The sequence below is a fragment of the Fluctibacter corallii genome, assembly GCF_025751585.1.
GTDB classification, from domain to species: Bacteria; Pseudomonadota; Gammaproteobacteria; order Enterobacterales; family Alteromonadaceae; genus Fluctibacter_A; species Fluctibacter_A corallii.
This window is the reverse complement of sequence record NZ_JAOWKX010000012.1, coordinates 25,590-43,321: the sequence shown is the minus strand read 5'-3', so window position 1 is coordinate 43,321 and position 17,732 is coordinate 25,590. Positions and strand designations below refer to the sequence as shown.

At 42.3% G+C, this 17,732-nt stretch carries 17 protein-coding genes; 11 read left to right on the top strand and 6 right to left on the bottom strand.

Annotation, left to right across the window (positions count from 1 at the left end; genetic code table 11):
• Positions 1-269 precede the first annotated feature (269 nt).
• Positions 270-902: a ribosome biogenesis GTP-binding protein YihA/YsxC gene (yihA, locus tag OE749_RS17820; protein ID WP_263713845.1), complete on the bottom strand. Its 633-nt coding sequence runs from the start codon at positions 900-902 to the stop codon at positions 270-272.
• Positions 903-1,091: 189 nt separating this feature from the next.
• On the opposite strand from yihA, the gene OE749_RS17815 reads away from it, so the two are divergent.
• The 4 genes from OE749_RS17815 to OE749_RS17800 all read left to right on the top strand — a co-directional run bounded on the left by OE749_RS17815 (position 1,092) and on the right by OE749_RS17800 (position 3,818).
• Positions 1,092-1,715 (top strand): c-type cytochrome, encoded by a 624-nt coding sequence (locus tag OE749_RS17815; protein WP_263713844.1) that lies wholly within the window; start codon positions 1,092-1,094, stop codon positions 1,713-1,715.
• Positions 1,716-2,122: 407 nt separating this feature from the next.
• A complete protein-coding gene (locus OE749_RS17810) occupies positions 2,123-2,794 on the top strand; it encodes a class I SAM-dependent methyltransferase (protein WP_263713843.1) in 672 nt (223 codons plus the stop codon).
• A 38-nt stretch (positions 2,795-2,832) separates the two neighbouring features.
• Positions 2,833-3,345, top strand: coding sequence for a Der GTPase-activating protein YihI (gene yihI / locus OE749_RS17805; RefSeq protein WP_263713842.1), 513 nt, complete (start codon positions 2,833-2,835; stop codon positions 3,343-3,345).
• A 17-nt stretch (positions 3,346-3,362) separates the two neighbouring features.
• Positions 3,363-3,818: a DUF2489 domain-containing protein gene (locus tag OE749_RS17800; protein WP_263713841.1), complete on the top strand. Its 456-nt coding sequence runs from the start codon at positions 3,363-3,365 to the stop codon at positions 3,816-3,818.
• A gap of 46 nt (positions 3,819-3,864) precedes the next feature.
• Here OE749_RS17800 and OE749_RS17795 read toward each other — a convergent pair whose 3' ends face one another.
• Entirely contained in the window at positions 3,865-4,443 is a 579-nt protein-coding gene (locus OE749_RS17795) for a DNA-3-methyladenine glycosylase I (protein ID WP_263713840.1), read from the bottom strand.
• A 110-nt stretch (positions 4,444-4,553) separates the two neighbouring features.
• Between OE749_RS17795 and glyQ the strand changes: the two genes are divergently transcribed.
• Genes glyQ through OE749_RS17780 form a run of 3 tightly spaced genes read left to right on the top strand, consistent with a single transcriptional unit; the run spans position 4,554 to position 8,018 of the window.
• Positions 4,554-5,459: a glycine--tRNA ligase subunit alpha gene (gene glyQ / locus OE749_RS17790; RefSeq protein ID WP_263713839.1), complete on the top strand. Its 906-nt coding sequence runs from the start codon at positions 4,554-4,556 to the stop codon at positions 5,457-5,459.
• A 3-nt stretch (positions 5,460-5,462) separates the two neighbouring features.
• On the top strand, positions 5,463-7,529 hold the full coding sequence (gene glyS, locus OE749_RS17785; protein WP_263713838.1) for a glycine--tRNA ligase subunit beta: 2,067 nt from the start codon (positions 5,463-5,465) through the stop codon (positions 7,527-7,529).
• Positions 7,530-7,586: 57 nt separating this feature from the next.
• Entirely contained in the window at positions 7,587-8,018 is a 432-nt protein-coding gene (locus tag OE749_RS17780; RefSeq protein WP_263713837.1) for a hypothetical protein, read from the top strand.
• A 530-nt stretch (positions 8,019-8,548) separates the two neighbouring features.
• Here OE749_RS17780 and gyrB read toward each other — a convergent pair.
• From gyrB to dnaA, 4 genes are read right to left on the bottom strand one after another with little or no spacing between them, the layout of a single operon-like run.
• Positions 8,549-10,969: a DNA topoisomerase (ATP-hydrolyzing) subunit B gene (gene gyrB, locus OE749_RS17775; RefSeq protein WP_263713836.1), complete on the bottom strand. Its 2,421-nt coding sequence runs from the start codon at positions 10,967-10,969 to the stop codon at positions 8,549-8,551.
• A gap of 4 nt (positions 10,970-10,973) precedes the next feature.
• The gene (gene recF, locus OE749_RS17770) at positions 10,974-12,098 is read right to left on the bottom strand and encodes a DNA replication/repair protein RecF (protein ID WP_263713835.1); all 1,125 of its coding nucleotides are present in this window, start codon (positions 12,096-12,098) and stop codon (positions 10,974-10,976) included.
• A 24-nt stretch (positions 12,099-12,122) separates the two neighbouring features.
• Positions 12,123-13,226 (bottom strand): DNA polymerase III subunit beta, encoded by a 1,104-nt coding sequence (dnaN, locus tag OE749_RS17765; protein ID WP_263713834.1) that lies wholly within the window; start codon positions 13,224-13,226, stop codon positions 12,123-12,125.
• Positions 13,227-13,245: 19 nt separating this feature from the next.
• A complete protein-coding gene (gene dnaA / locus OE749_RS17760; RefSeq protein ID WP_263713833.1) occupies positions 13,246-14,634 on the bottom strand; it encodes a chromosomal replication initiator protein DnaA in 1,389 nt (462 codons plus the stop codon).
• Between the two features lie 558 nt (positions 14,635-15,192).
• On the opposite strand from dnaA, the gene rpmH reads away from it, so the two are divergent.
• The 4 genes from rpmH to yidC all read left to right on the top strand — a co-directional run bounded on the left by rpmH (position 15,193) and on the right by yidC (position 17,682).
• Positions 15,193-15,327 (top strand): 50S ribosomal protein L34, encoded by a 135-nt coding sequence (gene rpmH, locus OE749_RS17755; protein WP_082633349.1) that lies wholly within the window; start codon positions 15,193-15,195, stop codon positions 15,325-15,327.
• Between the two features lie 8 nt (positions 15,328-15,335).
• Complete coding sequence (gene rnpA, locus OE749_RS17750; RefSeq protein WP_263713832.1) at positions 15,336-15,689, top strand: ribonuclease P protein component; 354 nt, start codon at positions 15,336-15,338, stop codon at positions 15,687-15,689.
• Positions 15,659-15,922 (top strand): membrane protein insertion efficiency factor YidD, encoded by a 264-nt coding sequence (gene yidD / locus OE749_RS17745; protein ID WP_263713831.1) that lies wholly within the window; start codon positions 15,659-15,661, stop codon positions 15,920-15,922. The genes rnpA and yidD overlap by 31 nt, the downstream gene beginning before the upstream one ends.
• Before the next feature lie 119 nt (positions 15,923-16,041).
• Entirely contained in the window at positions 16,042-17,682 is a 1,641-nt protein-coding gene (gene yidC, locus OE749_RS17740) for a membrane protein insertase YidC (RefSeq protein WP_263713830.1), read from the top strand.
• The last annotated feature ends 50 nt before the right edge of the window (positions 17,683-17,732 follow it).

Below are 17,732 nucleotides of genomic sequence, written 5' to 3'. Positions count from 1 at the left end.
AGTCAACTGCGATTTACCCAGCGCTCACCACACCATATTAAAAATAATTTAATATTTTTTTACTAATAGATGAACTTTACGAATAAAGCACACTCTTAATTACTGTGTGTTTTATGTGTTTTCTCTCATTTGAGCCTCTTATTTTTATAAGAGGCTTTTCTTTTTTTGCGGGAAGTCGTTGAAGAAACAATGCTGAGGTCGCAACAGAACGAGTGAATCATTTAAGTGGTTAGATATAAGATACTAGACCAAGTTTGAATGAGGAGCGATTAAAGATCATCAAACGTAATGTCTTCGGTTTTTGGCTCAATATACCCAAACCATTCATCTAATGTGCGCTCCAACTCAGGTAACCCGTGGCGATTCAGTGACGAAAAAGTATGCACGGTTACATCACCACAAAACGCCAAAGCTGCCTCTCTGGCCATAAGCAATTGCGCTTTTCTTTTTCCAGACTTTAGTTTGTCGGCTTTCGTCAATAGGGCCAGAACTGGAAGTTGACCATCAACTGCCCATTGAATTAACTGTTGGTCGAGATCTTTAAATGGGTGACGTATATCCATCAATACAACAAGTCCCTTGAGGCATTTGCGCTGTTGCAAATACTCACCTAATGACTTTTGCCATTTTTCTTTCATGGCAAGGGGTACTTTTGCATAACCGTAGCCCGGTAAATCTACCAAGCGTCGCGTCTCATCAAGTTCAAACACATTAATAAGCTGAGTACGTCCTGGCGTTTTACTGGTTCTGGCGAGGTTTTTCTGACGTGTTAATGTATTAAGTGCACTTGATTTTCCGGCATTTGAGCGGCCTGCAAACGCCACTTCAATTCCGTCATTTTGCTTTAAATGCCGAATATCAGGTGCACTGGTAAAAAAGGTAGCTTTGCTATAGTGACTCACAATATACCTACAAAATGTGTGTTACAGCGAATAATGAGGCAAAGTATATCACTGAAAATGGCACAAATAGTGGTATTTCAAAGAAATATCCCTACTATTACTCTGTAAATGATTTTAACAGGCGCGTAAATGTGTAAAATACGCCTAATTAAAAATCGTTAACTAATCAAACGTTTGTCGAGATCAACTATGAAGAAATTGGGTTTGCTATTCTTGGTGGCCTTCGGATTTACTTCAAGCGCATTCGCTGAAGGCAATCCTGAAGCAGGTAAAAACAAAGCGGCAGCTTGTGCAGCATGCCACGGAAACGATGGTAACAGTGCCATCGATATGAATCCAAAGTTGGCTGGTCAGCATGCTAGCTATCTGGAAAAGCAATTAATGGACTTCCGTTTAGCATCTAAGACAGGCGGTGCTGAAGGTCGTAATAATGCTGTAATGAATGGTATGGCTGCCGGACTTTCAGATCAAGATATCAAAGATATCTCTGCTTTTTTCGCAAGTCAGGAAGCAACCTCAGGCACTACGCCTGAAGATGTTATCGAGGCGGGTGAACAGCTTTATCGTGGTGGTGATATGGAGCGTGGCATTACTGCTTGTATCGCATGTCACGGTCCACGCGGAAATGGAATGGGATTAGCTAATTTCCCAGATATTAGCGGGCAACACACAGCTTATATAAAATCTCAGTTGGAGCTTTTCCGTTCTGGTGATCGCGCCAACGACCCTAACGGAATGATGCGAGATATCGCTAAACGTCTGACAGACAAAGATATTGAGATAATTTCGAAATATTTAGGTGGCCTACACTAATCTTAGAAAAGCGACAATATGTCGCTTTTTTATTGCAACTTTCAAAAAAAGTTCACTTTTTGTTTGTAAAAAAGTTGTAAAACCACACTAATAGTGTATGCTTTGCGCAACAATAACAATAAGGACGCTGTTTTTGAGCAGCTAACATGGAAGACCAGACTAGCGTAATCAACAATAAAAAGAGTTAGTCACTAACCTACTTGGGAAATATAAGGACGACCAATAAAGCGTCAGGAAGACCGAAAACGAGAAAATAAGGCTTCGTGAAGAATAAAAATAAGGGAAGCGTAAAATAGGGAACTGTTATTATTCAGGAAGAATACATAACGGGAGAAGTGTCATCTGGCACTTAGTTATACGAAAGGTGATAGCATTGCTATCGCCTTTTTTCTTTGTGAAACGAAAATATGCTCAACTATCCTTGCCCACTGTGCCTTTCTGGCGACACCCAACACTACCATACAGACAAACGCCGACGGTATTTTCAATGTAACCTTTGTATGCTTGTTTTTGTTGAGCCGTGCAGTCTGCCTAATCAAGTGCAAGAAAAGCAGGAATACGATTTACATGAGAATGCGTTTGAAGATGAGGGATATCGGCACTTTCTCACTAAGCTGAGCGCTCCTCTCATACAAACATTATCAGAAAACCTTAGTTCTCCCACGCTTTCAGGGCTCGACTTTGGTTGCGGCCCTGCCCCTGTTCTCGCTTCAATGCTTGAAGAATTTGGTATTAAGATGGCGGTATTCGATCCTATTTACGCCAATAATCTCAGCAAGTTGAGACAACGTTATGACGTGATCACTTGCACAGAAGCGTGCGAACATTTTCATGCGCCACATGTGGAATTTACCAAGCTAATAAACATGCTCACGCCAAATGGGTTGTTGGCGGTGATGACAAAACGCGTGATAAGCAAAGAGCGGTTTGCTCATTGGCACTACAAGAACGATATCACCCACGTAAGCTTTTTTAGTGAAAAAACCTTTCAATGGATAGCCAATCATTACGGTTTAACGCTGTCAGTGATAAGTAACGATGTAGTCTTCTTAAGAAAACATATCAACAGCCCGACATAATGCGTTAAAATTAACGCAGATAGATTATTGAGGTTAGTATGGCCAGATCAAAAAAGACCCGTAAAGTCGGGCAAATCGGTGTTCGTAAAGCACCAAAAGAACCGGGAAGCCAACCCCGCTCACCTTCCGGTGGGAAGCCGAAAAAGAAAACCGGTAACCCAAGCGGAAGTCGTCATAGCACTAAGCAAGACACTAAAGCGCCTATTCAAAATCAAAAGAAAGATCCACGGGTTGGCAGCAAAAAGCCAGTACCGCTAGTGGTAAAAGAGGTTGAGAAAAAAGTACCTAAGCCTAAGTACTTCTCACCCAAGCAGGAACTGGCGGCGATTGAAGCCGATGCCAGACTTGAAGCATTATTAGATAAGATAGAAGATCAGGCTGTGCTCTCCGTTGAGGAACAACAATATGTTGATCAAAAAATGCAACGTCACCGTGCGTTGTGTGAATTACTCGGTATTCACGATGATGCCGACGATAATGACGATGTAGATGGGGATGACGATGATCCATTAGCACGTTTTGAGTCTATCGATCCCAAGAAGTTAGTATAATTAGGGTATTGTAGATAATGAGTTACGAACTGTGGATTGCGTTGATATTTGCGCTTTTAGTAATTGCAAGCTTGGCATTTTATGCAGGTAAATTACTATTTGCACTAAATAAGCAGTCTAAAAATCAGCTGGCAATGAGACAGCAACGTGTTGATTCCATCACCGAAAGCGTTCAAGTAATTGCAATGGCTATGGAGCAACAACAGTGCAATTTGTCTGAAGGCGCGATTCGTTTAGTTAACCTTTTACATAGTTTACCGGTAAAAGACGTCCCTGATTGTCAGATTCAATTTCCAGCCCTATATGAACTTTATGACTTAGTAAAAGACTTACCTACTCATGAAGAACGCAAAGCGTTAACCAGACAGGTTCGTAAGGAACAGGATGATGAACGGGAAGAGCATGAAAGCCGTTTAGAAACCGCAATATTAAAAGAAATTGCACCACTAAAATCCTTTCAAATTGCTATCTGATTAGCCAGAGTGCGCGTTTATCTGGAGGTAAGCGCGCTCCATGCAATTACCTTTTAGCTAGAGCTACCGTATCTTCATAACAATGGCAATCCACAACATGGTCATTAACCATGCCCACTGCCTGCATGAACGCGTAGCAAATCGTGGTGCCCACAAAGCTAAACCCTCGCTTTTTTAATGCCTTCGCCATCGCATCCGACTCCGGTGTGCTCGCTGGCACGTCAGACAAAGTCCTCCATTGATTAACACGTGTTTTGTGATCAACAAAATCCCATAGGAAATCTGAAAAACTGCCTTCATTTTCTATTTTGATAAACGCATGCGCATTTTTAATAACCGACTGAATTTTAAGACGGTTCCTTACTATGCCAGGTTCGTGCATAAGGCGCTCCACATCGTCAGGTGTCATTTGCGCTATTTTGTACGGATTGAAATCATGAAATAGCGCTTCGTAGTTGGCTTGTTTTTTGAGGATGGTAATCCAACTTAAGCCGGCCTGTTGACCATCTAGGCACAGTTTTGCAAACAGCTCTTGTGCATCCTCGACTGGACGCCCCCACACATTGTCGTGATAATCTTGGTATAAAGCATCATCAGACACCCATCCACAACGTTTTTTGTCCATAAATTCAGCCTAAAGTGTGTTATTTGCGCTATTTAATCTACATTCATTCGCGCACAAAAGGTATACTGAACAGCATTTTTTGAATCAATTAACCGAGTTAGCAGTGCATTATGCAAAAGTATGATATCAAGACCTTTCAAGGGCTAATTCTCGCCCTACAGGATTACTGGGCGCGGCAAGGCTGTGTCATTATTCAACCCCTTGATATGGAAGTGGGTGCAGGTACATTTCACCCTATGACATTCCTACGCTCTTTGGGTCCTGAGCCTATTAGCAGTGCGTATGTACAACCTTGTCGTCGTCCCACCGATGGTCGATATGGAGAAAACCCCAATCGCTTACAACATTACTACCAATTTCAGGTTATGTTGAAGCCATCACCTGACAATATTCAAGAATTATATCTTGGGTCTTTGAAAGAGCTCGGCTTTGATCCGCTGGTTCACGACATCCGATTTGTAGAAGACAATTGGGAATCTCCCACTCTCGGAGCTTGGGGACTTGGTTGGGAAGTCTGGCTTAATGGCATGGAAGTCACTCAGTTTACTTATTTTCAGCAGGTGGGTGGATTAGAGTGTTCACCAGTTACTGGCGAGATCACCTACGGACTCGAGCGACTAGCAATGTACGTTCAAGGCGTCGACAGTATCTATGATTTGGTATGGACAGACGGCCCGATGGGTAAAGTCACTTATGGCGATGTATTCCATCAGAACGAAGTAGAGCAATCAGCATATAACTTCGAACACGCAGATGTAGACACGCTATTTGCCATGTTCGACCAATGCGAAAAAGACAGCCAGCGTATGATCGAGGCTGGATTACCCTTACCAGCTTACGAGCAGGTAATGCGTGCGTCTCACGCATTTAATATGTTAGATGCTCGTCATGCTATCTCGGTTACGGAACGTCAGCGCTATATCTTGCGAGTCAGAACCCTAGCCAAGGCATGCGCACAAAGCTATTACGAGAAGCGTGAAACGCTTGGATTCCCAATGTGTCAAAAGGAGCAGTAAACGATGCGTAAAGAAAGCCTTTTAATTGAATTGGGAACGGAAGAATTACCACCGAAGGCGCTTAAGAGCCTAGCGATAGCCTTTAAAGACGGCATTCAAGATGGATTACATGACGCTGAATTGTCATTTGAAGACCTAACTTGGTACGCCTCTCCACGACGTTTAGCGGTTAAGGTAACTCAGTTAGTTAGCCGTCAAGAAGATAAGGTTGTTGAAAAGCGTGGTCCTGCGATTGCGGCTGCATTTGATGATTCAGGCAATCCGACAAAGGCAGCCGAAGGCTGGGCGCGCTCTAATGGCATTACTGTAGCGGATGCGGAGCGCCTTACGACAGACAAAGGTGAATGGTTACTCTTCAAGGCGAATGTTGAGGGACAGCCTATTGAGTCGTTGCTACCAGACATCGTCGCGACCGCTTTGAAAAAGCTTCCTATTCCTAAGCCGATGCGCTGGGGAGCGAAAACAACGCAATTTATTCGCCCTGCTCATACGTTTACTATGATGTATGGAAACGAAATAATTTCTGGTAGCGTGCTGGATATCAATTCCGCTGCCACTATCCGCGGTCATCGCTTCCATGGTGATGGTGAGTTCACACTTACTCACGCAGATGATTACCTACAATCACTCGAATCACAGTTTGTTATTGCTGACTATGCAGCAAGAAAGCAACAAATCATCGAGCAATTAGCAAAGGCTGCTGAGGCTGAAGGTGGCGTAGTAGAAACAGACAACGAATTATTAGAAGAAGTCACATCATTGGTTGAGTGGCCAGTTGTGCTAACAGCGAGCTTTGACGAAGACTTCTTGGAAGTACCGAAAGAAGCCCTGATCTATACCATGAAAGACGATCAGAAATACTTCCCTTTATTGTCTAAAGACGGCGAGCTTATGCCCCGCTTTTTGTTTGTTAGTAATATAGACAGTAAAGATAAATCACAGGTGATATCGGGTAACGAAAAGGTAATTCGTCCACGTCTGGCAGACGCTCGCTTTTTCTTTGAAACAGACAGAAAAGAGACGCTTGAGTCGCGTTTATCTAGCTTAGAAACCGTATTGTTTCAAAAGCAACTCGGTACGCTAAAAGACAAATCTGATCGTATTTCTGCGCTTGCGGGTCAAATTGCGGAATTGATGGGAACCAATACGGCAGAAGCGAAGCGAGCGGGACTGCTGTGTAAAACGGACCTTATGACCAACATGGTCATGGAGTTTCCTGATGTTCAGGGTGTCATGGGGATGCACTATGCGCGTCACGATGGCGAACCGGAGGCCGTAGCGACGGCGTTGGATGAACAGTACAAACCACGTTTTGCGGGGGATAGCCTTCCTTCAGCAGGAACCAGTAGCGCCGTAGCGCTCGCTGATAAACTGGATACGCTAGTGGGCATTTTCGGTATAGGCCAGTTGCCTAAGGGTGATAAAGACCCATTTGCACTGAGAAGAGCCGCAATCGGTGTACTGCGTATTATCGTTGAGAATAAACTTGAACTGGATCTGCTTGATTTAGTCTCTCGCTCGGCGACATTATTCGGTGGCAAATTGACGAACCAAGATACTAGCGATCAGGTCGTTGACTTTATCCTTGCTCGATTCAGACCGTTTTACCAGGAAAAAGGCATCGACGTCGATGTGATTCAGGCGGTAGAGGCAAAACGCCCTACAAAGCCTGCCGATTTCGCCGCTAGAATTGAGGGTGTATCTTCGTTTAAGTCAATGGAGTCAGCATCAGCTCTTGCAGCTGCGAACAAACGCGTGGCGAATATACTTCAAAAAAATGGCATTTCTGAAGCAGGTAAAATTGACACCGCTTTATTCGAGCAAGACGAAGAGCGTCAGTTATTCAGTGCACTAGAAGACGTTGAAAAGACAGTACGTCCGATGCTTGATGCGGGTAACTACGAGGAAGCCCTGAAGGCGATGTCTTGCCTAAGAGATAGTATTGATGCGTTCTTCGACAACGTCATGGTGATGGCAAATGACGACGCAATTAAGAAAAACCGTTTAGCGTTGTTGTTCACGCTAAGACGTTTGTTCTTACACACAGCTGATATCTCCCTATTGAATTAATTCAATCGTAGAGGGGCGCATCACGCCCCTTTTTTACGATGTAGCAAAGGTACAACAATGAAGTTCAGGATTTTTTCGTACTTGTTGGCGTTAACTGCCTTATCGGGATGTTCAACCATTTCAGTCGAACAGAGGAAAACCCAAGACTATAGCAAGCTGTATTTAAGAGGCGTATTTACTTGGTGGGAAGCAAACCCCAGCTACAAAGTTAAAGAAGGCAGTGATGAAGTTTATAGTGCAAGTGTCAAGCTCATCGCCGATGGCCAACCTTATGATTTTAAGTTTGCAGATGAAAATTGGACGCCAGGCTTAGCATGCGGCCCATTGTCGAATCGAGATATTAATTTAAAAGCTGGCGCCAAAGCGTTAGTGGATTGTCAAAATCCGAAAGAAAACTTTAAGTTTACGCCCAATAAAACAGGGCTTTATCGTTTTATATTTGATGCACGCAATCAATCTCAACCTATTGTTTACGTTTTAAAAGATTAGTGCGTTTCAAAGAGATTCTACTTCCCCATTAAATGCCTCGATTTTATTTTTGATTGGGGCTCTCCTTCCCTCACTTATTCTCAATCGTAAACGGGACATCTTTACTACACATTGGCCCTACTTATGTTACTAACAATATTTAAGAACAGTTGGTTTTATATTTATTTTTTAGCACAGAATTCGGCGTTACAATTGACAATGGGACACTTGAAAGACCCTAAATATTCGAGCAAGGTTCAGAAAGGAGTCGACGGTGGCAGGCTGCTCCATCAGGTGTTGTGGTAGTAAAGTCACCTCATATGACATGTTGTAATTGGGGTTAAGTAATCCATTTATTTAAACGATAGTTAACCGAGCGTTTTGAATTGGAATAGATATTCTTATTAAGAGCGGGATGTAGCAAGCCTGAACAAAGAGGCATAAATGGTTAGTCTGATATCACCATTTAGGTTTCAGACTGCTACAAAAAAACCCAATGCATCGCATTGGGTTTTGACGGTAATGTAGAATTATTACTTTGCGTCTACAAGTTACACATCAAGGTTTGCAACTTTTAGTGCATTGCTTTCAATGAACTCACGTCGAGGCTCTACTTGGTCACCCATCAGGGTCGTAAACAATTGATCTGCCGCAATCGCATCCTCAATCGTTACCTGAAGCATTCTACGTGATTCAGGATCCATGGTCGTCTCCCAAAGCTGATCAGGGTTCATCTCACCAAGACCTTTATAACGCTGTATGTACTGACCTTTCTTAGATTCAGCCATCAACCAGTCAAGTGCTTGAGCAAAGGACTCAACTTCCTTCACTTTCTCGCCACGTTTGACATGTGCGCCCTCTTCCATCATTCCATTAATTTGTTCGTTCAAACCACTCAGCTTTTTGTATTCAGTTGAGTCGATAAAATCATGGTCGAATGCATAGACGTTATCAATACCGTGCTGACGTACTACAAGGTCGATAGACCATCCACTATGCTCTTGGTCTTCGCTCACTTCATATCGATACGTTTTACCATTAGACTCAGCATCACTTAATTGCTTCACATAAGCTTCAGCAAATTGAGTTAGCTTGTCTTTGTCTTTCAGATCGGTGACCGACAATCTACCGCTGTAAATGAGCGCATCTAACAGCTCTGTAGGCATTGTGCGAGACATACGGTCAATCATCTTCATGGTTGACTGGTACTCTCTTACAAGCGCTTCTAACCCCTGAGAGGCGATGCCTGGTGCATCTTCATTAACATGTACAGATGCGTTGTCTAGTGCAATAGATGTTAGATGGTTAGTAAGTGCTTCGTCATCTTTCAAGTATTGTTCTTGTTTACCTTTTTTAATTTTATAAAGAGGTGGCTGTGCAATATAGATATAGCCACGCTCAATTAACTCCGGCATTTGACGATAGAAGAAAGTAAGCAGTAATGTACGTATATGCGAGCCGTCTACATCGGCATCGGTCATGATAATAATGCTGTGATAGCGCAATTTTTCTGGGTCATATTCATCTCGACCTATACCACAACCTAACGCGGTTATCAGCGTCGCTACCTCTTGAGAAGATAGCATTTTATCAAAGCGCGCTTTCTCTACGTTCAGGATTTTACCTTTAAGCGGCAGAATAGCTTGGTTCTTTCTGTTTCTTCCCTGCTTGGCTGAACCACCCGCAGAGTCACCCTCCACGATATATAGTTCAGACAGAGCGGGATCTTTCTCTTGGCAATCAGCCAGTTTGCCGGGTAGCCCCGCAAGGTCGAGCGCACCTTTACGTCGTGTCATCTCACGGGCTTTACGGGCAGCTTCACGTGCTCTGGCGGCATCAATAATTTTACCCGCAATAATTTTACTTTCAGCAGGATTTTCTAATAGAAAATCACTTAGCTTTTCACCCATTGCAGTTTCTACTGCGGGCTTAACTTCTGAAGAAACTAACTTATCTTTAGTCTGAGATGAGAACTTCGGATCCGGTACTTTAACGCTAATTACAGCCGTAAGACCTTCACGCGCATCATCACCACTGGCATTTGTCTTAGCCTTCTTATTAAGGCCTTCTTTTTCCATGTAGTTATTTAACGTACGGGTAAGCGCACCTCTGAAACCAGCTAGGTGAGTTCCACCATCTCTCTGTGGGATATTATTAGTAAAGCAGTAGATGTTTTCTTGGAAACCATCATTCCATTGCATTGCCACTTCAACGGCGATGCCATCCTCTTTTTCTAGCTGAAAATGGAAAACTTTTTGATGAACGGGTGTTTTGTTTTGATTCAAATATTCGACGAACGCCTGAATGCCACCTTCATACATGAAGTGATCTTGTTTGCCATCTCTCTCATCTGCCAAAACGATAGACACACCAGAGTTCAAGAAACTTAGCTCCCGAAGGCGTTTAGCAAGAATATCGTAATGGAATTCTACATTCGAAAATGTATTCTCACTGGGCCAAAAGCGGATGCTAGTACCTGTTTTCTCTGATTCTCCAACGACGGAAAGCGGCTGCTGTGGCTCACCATGGCTGTACTCTTGCTCGTGTACTTTCCCTTCACGACGAATTCGAAGCTGTAGCTTTTTAGACAGTGCATTTACAACAGATACGCCTACGCCATGAAGTCCACCTGATACTTTATATGAATTATCATCAAACTTACCGCCAGCGTGTAATACGGTCATGATAACTTCAGCCGCAGATACACCTTCCTCAGGATGAATAGACGTTGGAATTCCTCGTCCATCATCTTTAACAGAAACGGAACCATCGGTATGGATAGTCACCTTAATTTCAGAACAATGTCCGGCGAGTGCTTCATCGATAGAGTTATCTACGACCTCAAACACCATGTGGTGCAACCCTGTTCCGTCGTCAGTATCACCGATATACATACCGGGTCTCTTACGAACGGCATCAAGCCCTTTTAGGACCTTAATACTCGACGAGTCGTAGTTATTCTCTTCTGCCATATGACTATATCTCCTCTTTCACGTGACCATGTTCCACGTGAAACATCTTTTTATTATCGTAATTTGAAATAAAGGGAATCTGTTGCTTCTCAATCGCAGTAACAAACAACTGCGCATCATTTGCGATAATATTGTTTATAAACTTTTCTCTTTTACCTAAATCGAGTTCTGCGCCTATGTCATCTAAAAGGAATACACAGGTCTTACCGACTTTCTCATTAAGGTGGTTTATCTGAGCTAATTGTAACGCTGCTACTAGCATCCTTAGCTGCCCTCTCGAAAGTACTTCAGCTGCATCTACCCCCTTTAGCCTAATCTTAATATCAGCTTTATGGGGACCTACAGACACATAGCCAAAGCTGCGGTTTCTAACGCGCTTAGCCTCAAAGCTAGAACGTAAATCACTAGACCTTTCCCATCCCCTATAATACGAAATTTCGGGGGAAAACTCAGGTAATAATTGCGTCAAATTTGCATAAAAATGGGGCTTAATAGATTCAATATACGCCTCCCTTAATGCATCAATTAGTTCGGCATAATGCAGGAACTGACCATCCCAATAAACCTCCTCCCTAATCAACTCCTCGTTATGCTTCCCCGACATCTTTCCGCTACTGATCGATTGATGCTTTCTAAGCAACGCATTCTTTTGTTTTAGAATTTTAAGAAAGGTATTCGATAACCCAGCGTAGGATTGTTCCACGTGAAACAATCCCCAATCTAAGAATCGCCTCCGCGACGAAGGCGCACCCAATAACAAGTCAGAACTTTGCGGTGTAAAAATTTGAACAGGGATCTGACTGACCAAATCGGACAATCTATTCGAGTGTTCCCCATCTATACTAATTTTCACGTTATCATCTTTAAAACGCTGTAAGCCTATTTTTTTTACTTGCTCAAGCGTGTCTAATGTACAAAATACACTAAACTCATCAGCATCATAATTTACAACATTTTTATGCTTACTCGTCCTAAACGAACGACCAAAGCCTAGATAATGGATCGCCTCCAGTATTGAGGATTTACCGCTACCGTTTGCACCATAAATAATATTAATTTCAGAGGAAGGGTGAAGAGAAACAGCATCCAAGTTTCTTAGATGCTGTATATGGACCTTGTCCAGTTTCATACAATAAACCGATTTTTAAGAGAACTAGAGTCTCATTGGCATAATGACATAAAGTGCAGAGTCATCAGCGGCATCTTCAATTAAAGCACTACTGTTTGAGTCAGAAAGAGAAATTTTTACATTCTCAGAACCTAACGCATTAAACACATCAATTAAGTACGCTACGTTGAAACCTATCTCCAAGTCTTCACCTTGATATTGAACTTCAACAATTTCTTCTGCTTCTTCTTGTTCCGGATTGTTGGCTGTGATTTTTAAATCCTGCCCTACAAGATTTAGCCTGACACCCTTAAACTTTTCATTAGAAAGAATTGAAGCTCTAGAAAATGCGCTCTTAAGAACGTCCTTGCTTGCTTCCACTAATTTATCGCCGTCCTTAGGTAAGACTCGTCTGTAATCAGGGAAACGACCATCTACTAACTTACTGGTGAAGATAAAGTCATTTGAAAAGATTCGAATATGATTTGCACCTATTTGAATCTTCACTAGCTTGTCATTTGCTTCGATTAAGCGCGATATCTCCATTACACCTTTTCTAGGAATAATTACCTGTCTAGTAGGAAGTGATGCACTGGAGTATTCCATTTTACATAGCGCCAATCGATGACCATCTGTCGCAACGGAGCGAATTAAATGCTCTTCCGTTTCCAACGACATCCCATTTAAATAATACCGAACATCCTGCTGTGCCATTGAAAAAGATACACAGTCGATTAGCCGTTTCAAATCACTCTGAGAGACCTCAAACTCGACTTCACCCTCCCAATCCTCTAAATTGGGGTAATCGCTAGCAGATAAGGTTGAAAGCGAGTAGCGTCCCCTACCAGATCGAATAATTGCCTTATTACCATCAACCTCAAACCTAATCTCACTGTCATCAGAAAGTCCCTTACAGATATCTAAGAGCTTTTTAGCAGGAACCGTAATTTCCCCTTCATTAAACTCTCCCGTAAGCGTGACGTTGGCAATCAACTCGACTTCTAAATCGGTGCCAGTCATCCATAAAGAATTATCGCTAACCTTTATCAGAACATTCGATAATATAGGTAGCGTATGACGACGCTCCACTGCGCCAGACACCAACTGTAGTGGTTGAAGAAAATTTTCCCTGCTAATCGTAAATTTCATAGATTCGCTCAATACTTTATTATGAAGACAGTGTTCTGATTAAATTCTGATAATCTTCTTTTATATCATGACTTTCTTCTCTTAGCTGCACTATTTTTCTGCATGCATGAAGAACCGTTGTGTGATCTCTTCCACCAAACGCATCACCGATTTCAGGTAAACTATGGTTTGTTAGTTCCTTTGATAAGGCCATTGCCATTTGCCTCGGACGCGCAACACTACGACTACGCTTCTTCGATAAAATATCAGCAATTTTAATCTTATAATATTCGGCGACCGTTTTTTGAATATTATCAATTGTCACTAACTTTTCCTGAAGCGCTAGTAAATCTCGCAGTGCCTCACGAACAAAATCAATGGTAATAGGACGACCGGTAAAGTTCGCATTTGCAATAACTCGATTCAATGCGCCTTCTAATTCACGTACATTCGAACGTAAGCGTTTAGCAATAAAAAATGCAACCTCGTCTGGAAGATGAATTTTATTTTCCATCGCTTTTCGCATTAAAATGGCCACCCGAGTTTCTAGTTCCGGTGGCTCAATTGCAATTGTTAACCCCCACCCAAACCGAGATTTAAGGCGATCTTCTACCCCATCTATCTCTTTAGGGTAGCGATCTGACGTGAGAATAATTTGCTGATTACCTTCAAGCAGTGCATTGAAAGTATGGAAGAACTCTTCTTGTGAGCGTTCTTTATTCGCAAAAAATTGGATATCATCTATTAACAATGCATCTACGGAGCGATAGTAGCGCTTAAATTCTTCAATAGCGTTATTTTGTAGGGCTTTTACCATATCTTGAACAAAACGCTCAGAATGCATATAGACAACCTTAGCATTTCGCTTTTTCGCCATAATGCCATTGCCCACCGCATGTAATAAGTGGGTTTTACCTAAGCCCGTTCCGCCGTACAAAAATAGCGGGTTATAAGCACCACCAGGATTATCAGCCACCTGCGAAGCAGCGGCTCTGGCTAACTGATTCGATTTACCCTCGACAAAATTATCAAAGGTGTAAGTAACATTAATATTACTTTTGTGATCGTCTTCGACTGGAGCAGGAACAACGGGCTTGGTCGCAGGCGCAGCAGCTTTAACAGCATGTGTTACTGGCATTGATGATGAATGCATCGCCGTCGCACCTTGTGAAAAACCATTCATAGATGGGTTTACCGCAGCAACATCTAGGCGTAAGTTAGGCGCATCAGCCCCGCAAAACTCATCGAAAAGCTCTGTAATTTTAGCTCTGTATTTGTCTCTGACCCAATCCAATACAAACCGGTTTGGCGCAAGCAACGTTAAAGCACCCACTTCTTCTTGAGCACGAAGCGGTCTTATCCACATACTATATTGCTGAGTCGGCAAATCTTGTTGTAATCGTTCTAGACACTTATTCCACAAAGACATCGAAAATGTTGCTCCATGCTGAGGTTTGACAAGCCCAGCTCACTACTACTTGAGGTATTAGCCTAAATTAAGTAATTATGTGTGACTACTTTTGAAGGTTAATATTTATTCTATTTCTCACCTCGTTCGACGAGGGCTGTGAATTATCTCGCATAACCTATACATACTTCAACATTGATCTTTTTTATTTTTATGCATCTCACGCAAAACAAATATAAACTATTGTTTTTAATATACTTTTAATTAATTTGTAATGTGGGGTAAAACTTTTATTCGGATCGACAAAGATCAACAGAGTGGATAAATTTTATGTTAAATTTCATCTGTTTTTTTTCATTTTTCCTTTATCTGTGGATACATAGTGTGAAATTCTGAAAACTATTAACAACTGAGAAAAAAGAAATTGAATAAATTTTTAGCGATCCTTACGATCTTTGATTGACAAAGCGTCAGATGATCTCTAGAATTCAGCGTCCTTTTTGAGCACAGCGGTTATTAACGTAATGTTGATTCCACTGTGGTATTAACCAACAACCTTATGTATAGCGGGACTAGGTCATGAAAAGAACTTTTCAACCAAGTAACTTAAAGCGTAAGCGTTCTCACGGTTTTCGTGCTCGTATGGCGACAAAAAATGGCCGCAAGGTTCTAGCTAGTCGTCGCGCTAAAGGCCGTGCTCGTTTATCAGCGTAATATCCGAAGTGGGTGAAAATTCGTTTTCAAGGGAGTTAAGATTATTATCTCCCTCCCACTTTGAATATGTCTTTGCCGATGCAATACCGGCAGTTTCCCCACACCTAACACTTCTTGCACGTAAGAATGAGAGTAACCACCCTCGTATTGGTATTACACTTTCTAAAAAACGTGTCAGAAAAGCCCACGATAGAAATAGATTAAAAAGATTGATTCGCGAAAGCTTTCGCTTAAATCAACATAATTTACCCGACATCGATATTGTTGTAGTTGGCAAAAGTCAGCTCGATACCCTTTCAAATGAACAGGTTTATCAATTACTGAGTAAATTATGGAAAAAGCTTTCCAAGCGTTGCGCTTAATCCCTATTACACTCATTCGTGGTTATCAGCGATTTATTTCTCCGTTGATAGGTCCAAGCTGTCGCTTTCATCCAACGTGCTCTCAATATGCTATCGATGCAATAAAAATGCATGGATTCTTAATTGGAGGTTGGTTATCTGTCAAACGCATATTAAAATGCCACCCTTTGCATGAAGGTGGGCACGATCCTGTACCGCATAAATTGCACTGCACGAAATCAAAAGACACATAACTTGTCATTCGTGCGCTTAATAAAGTAAACCATTTCAGCCTTATAAGGTTGAAATCAAATAATGTGAACTCGGAGCACACCACTCCGCACAATAACATTCGTTGAAAAAAGAGTACCGTATGGAATCCCAACGTAGTTTTTTGGTAATCGGCCTTGTTATGGTCAGTTTCTTGTTATGGATGGAATGGCAGAAGGACTATGGTCCTCAGCCCGTCGCAACAGTTCAAACACAACCTACTCAGGTGAATGATGCACCAGCGGGTCAACCATCGGCGGATGTACCTGTCAGTGAACAATCCCTCAGCGCGACATCAGTAACCACTGGCAAGCAGCAAATCATTAATGTGGTTTCAAGCAATCACCAAGTGCAAATTGATACCCGTGGCGGCGATATTGTGTCGGCAAAGCTTCTGAACTTCCCACTTACGCAAAACTCAGACGAAGCGTTCGAGTTGCTCCATGCTGGCGAGTCAGAACTGTATGTAGCACAAAGTGGCCTTATTGGTGTTGATGGTCCTGATGCAAACCCACGTGGTCGCCCGATTTATCAAAGCGCGGAGTCTAGCTATGAAATGACGGGTGATGAGTTGATCGTTCCTTTAACATGGAAATCAGAAGATGGCTTACTCATCACAAAACAATTTATATTTAGTCGCGATCAGCACGCCATTAATGTGAAATACCTCATCACAAACCAGTCTGATTCGGCGAAACAGCTTCAACCTTATGGTCAGCTAAAACAAACTCTCAGTGTGCCTGAAGGCAATATGTTCATGCCTACGTATCGCGGTACAGCTTACTCAACGGAAGATACCCGATATGAGAAATATACGTTCGACGACATTGAAGATGAAAATCTAAGAACGACAACAAATGGCGGTTGGGTCGCTATGCTAGAGCATTATTTTGTTTCAGCCTGGATTCCGAATCAAACCAATACGAATAACCTGTTTACCCGCACTATTCAAAACCGCTTTGCAGCAATTGGTTATACAGGAGAAGTGGTTGTATTGCAGCCTGGCGACACAACAAGTTTAGACAGCACATTGTACTTAGGCCCTAAAGACCAAGATGTTCTTGCTAACTTGGCTCGCGGCTTAGACCTTACAGTCGATTACGGAATTTTGTGGTGGATTTCACAGCCTCTGTTCGCACTGCTTAAGTTCCTGCACGGGTTAGTCGGTAATTGGGGTCTAGCAATTATTTTGATCACGATTATTGTTAAAGGAGCAATGTATCCATTAACCAAGAAGCAATATGAGTCTATGGCAAAGCTTCGTAACTTAGCGCCCAAGATGCAGCAGCTAAAAGACCGTTTTGGTGACGATCGTCAAAAGATGTCACAAGGGATGATGGAGCTCTATAAGAAAGAGAAAGTTAATCCAATGGGTGGATGCTTCCCGCTGCTTCTTCAAATGCCAATCTTCTTAGCGCTTTACTGGGTATTCCTTGAAAGTGTTGAATTACGCCACGCTGACTTTTATTTATGGATTACAGACTTGAGCGTTAAAGACCCATACTTTGTGCTCCCAGTGCTTACCGGTGCGAGTATGTATTTGCTACAAAAGCTTCAGCCAATGACTGTTACCGATCCAATGCAGCAAAAGATTATGCAATGGATGCCTGTTTTCATGAGTATCTTCTTCTTATGGTTCCCAGCAGGTTTGGTACTTTACTGGTTAATCAGTAACGTGATTACGCTGATACAAGCTAAAATGATTTACAGCTCGATGGAAAAGCGAGGCTTAAAAACGAGTTAATCAATATGTAGAAAAGGCCCGCAAAAGCGGGCTTTTTTGAATCTCATACG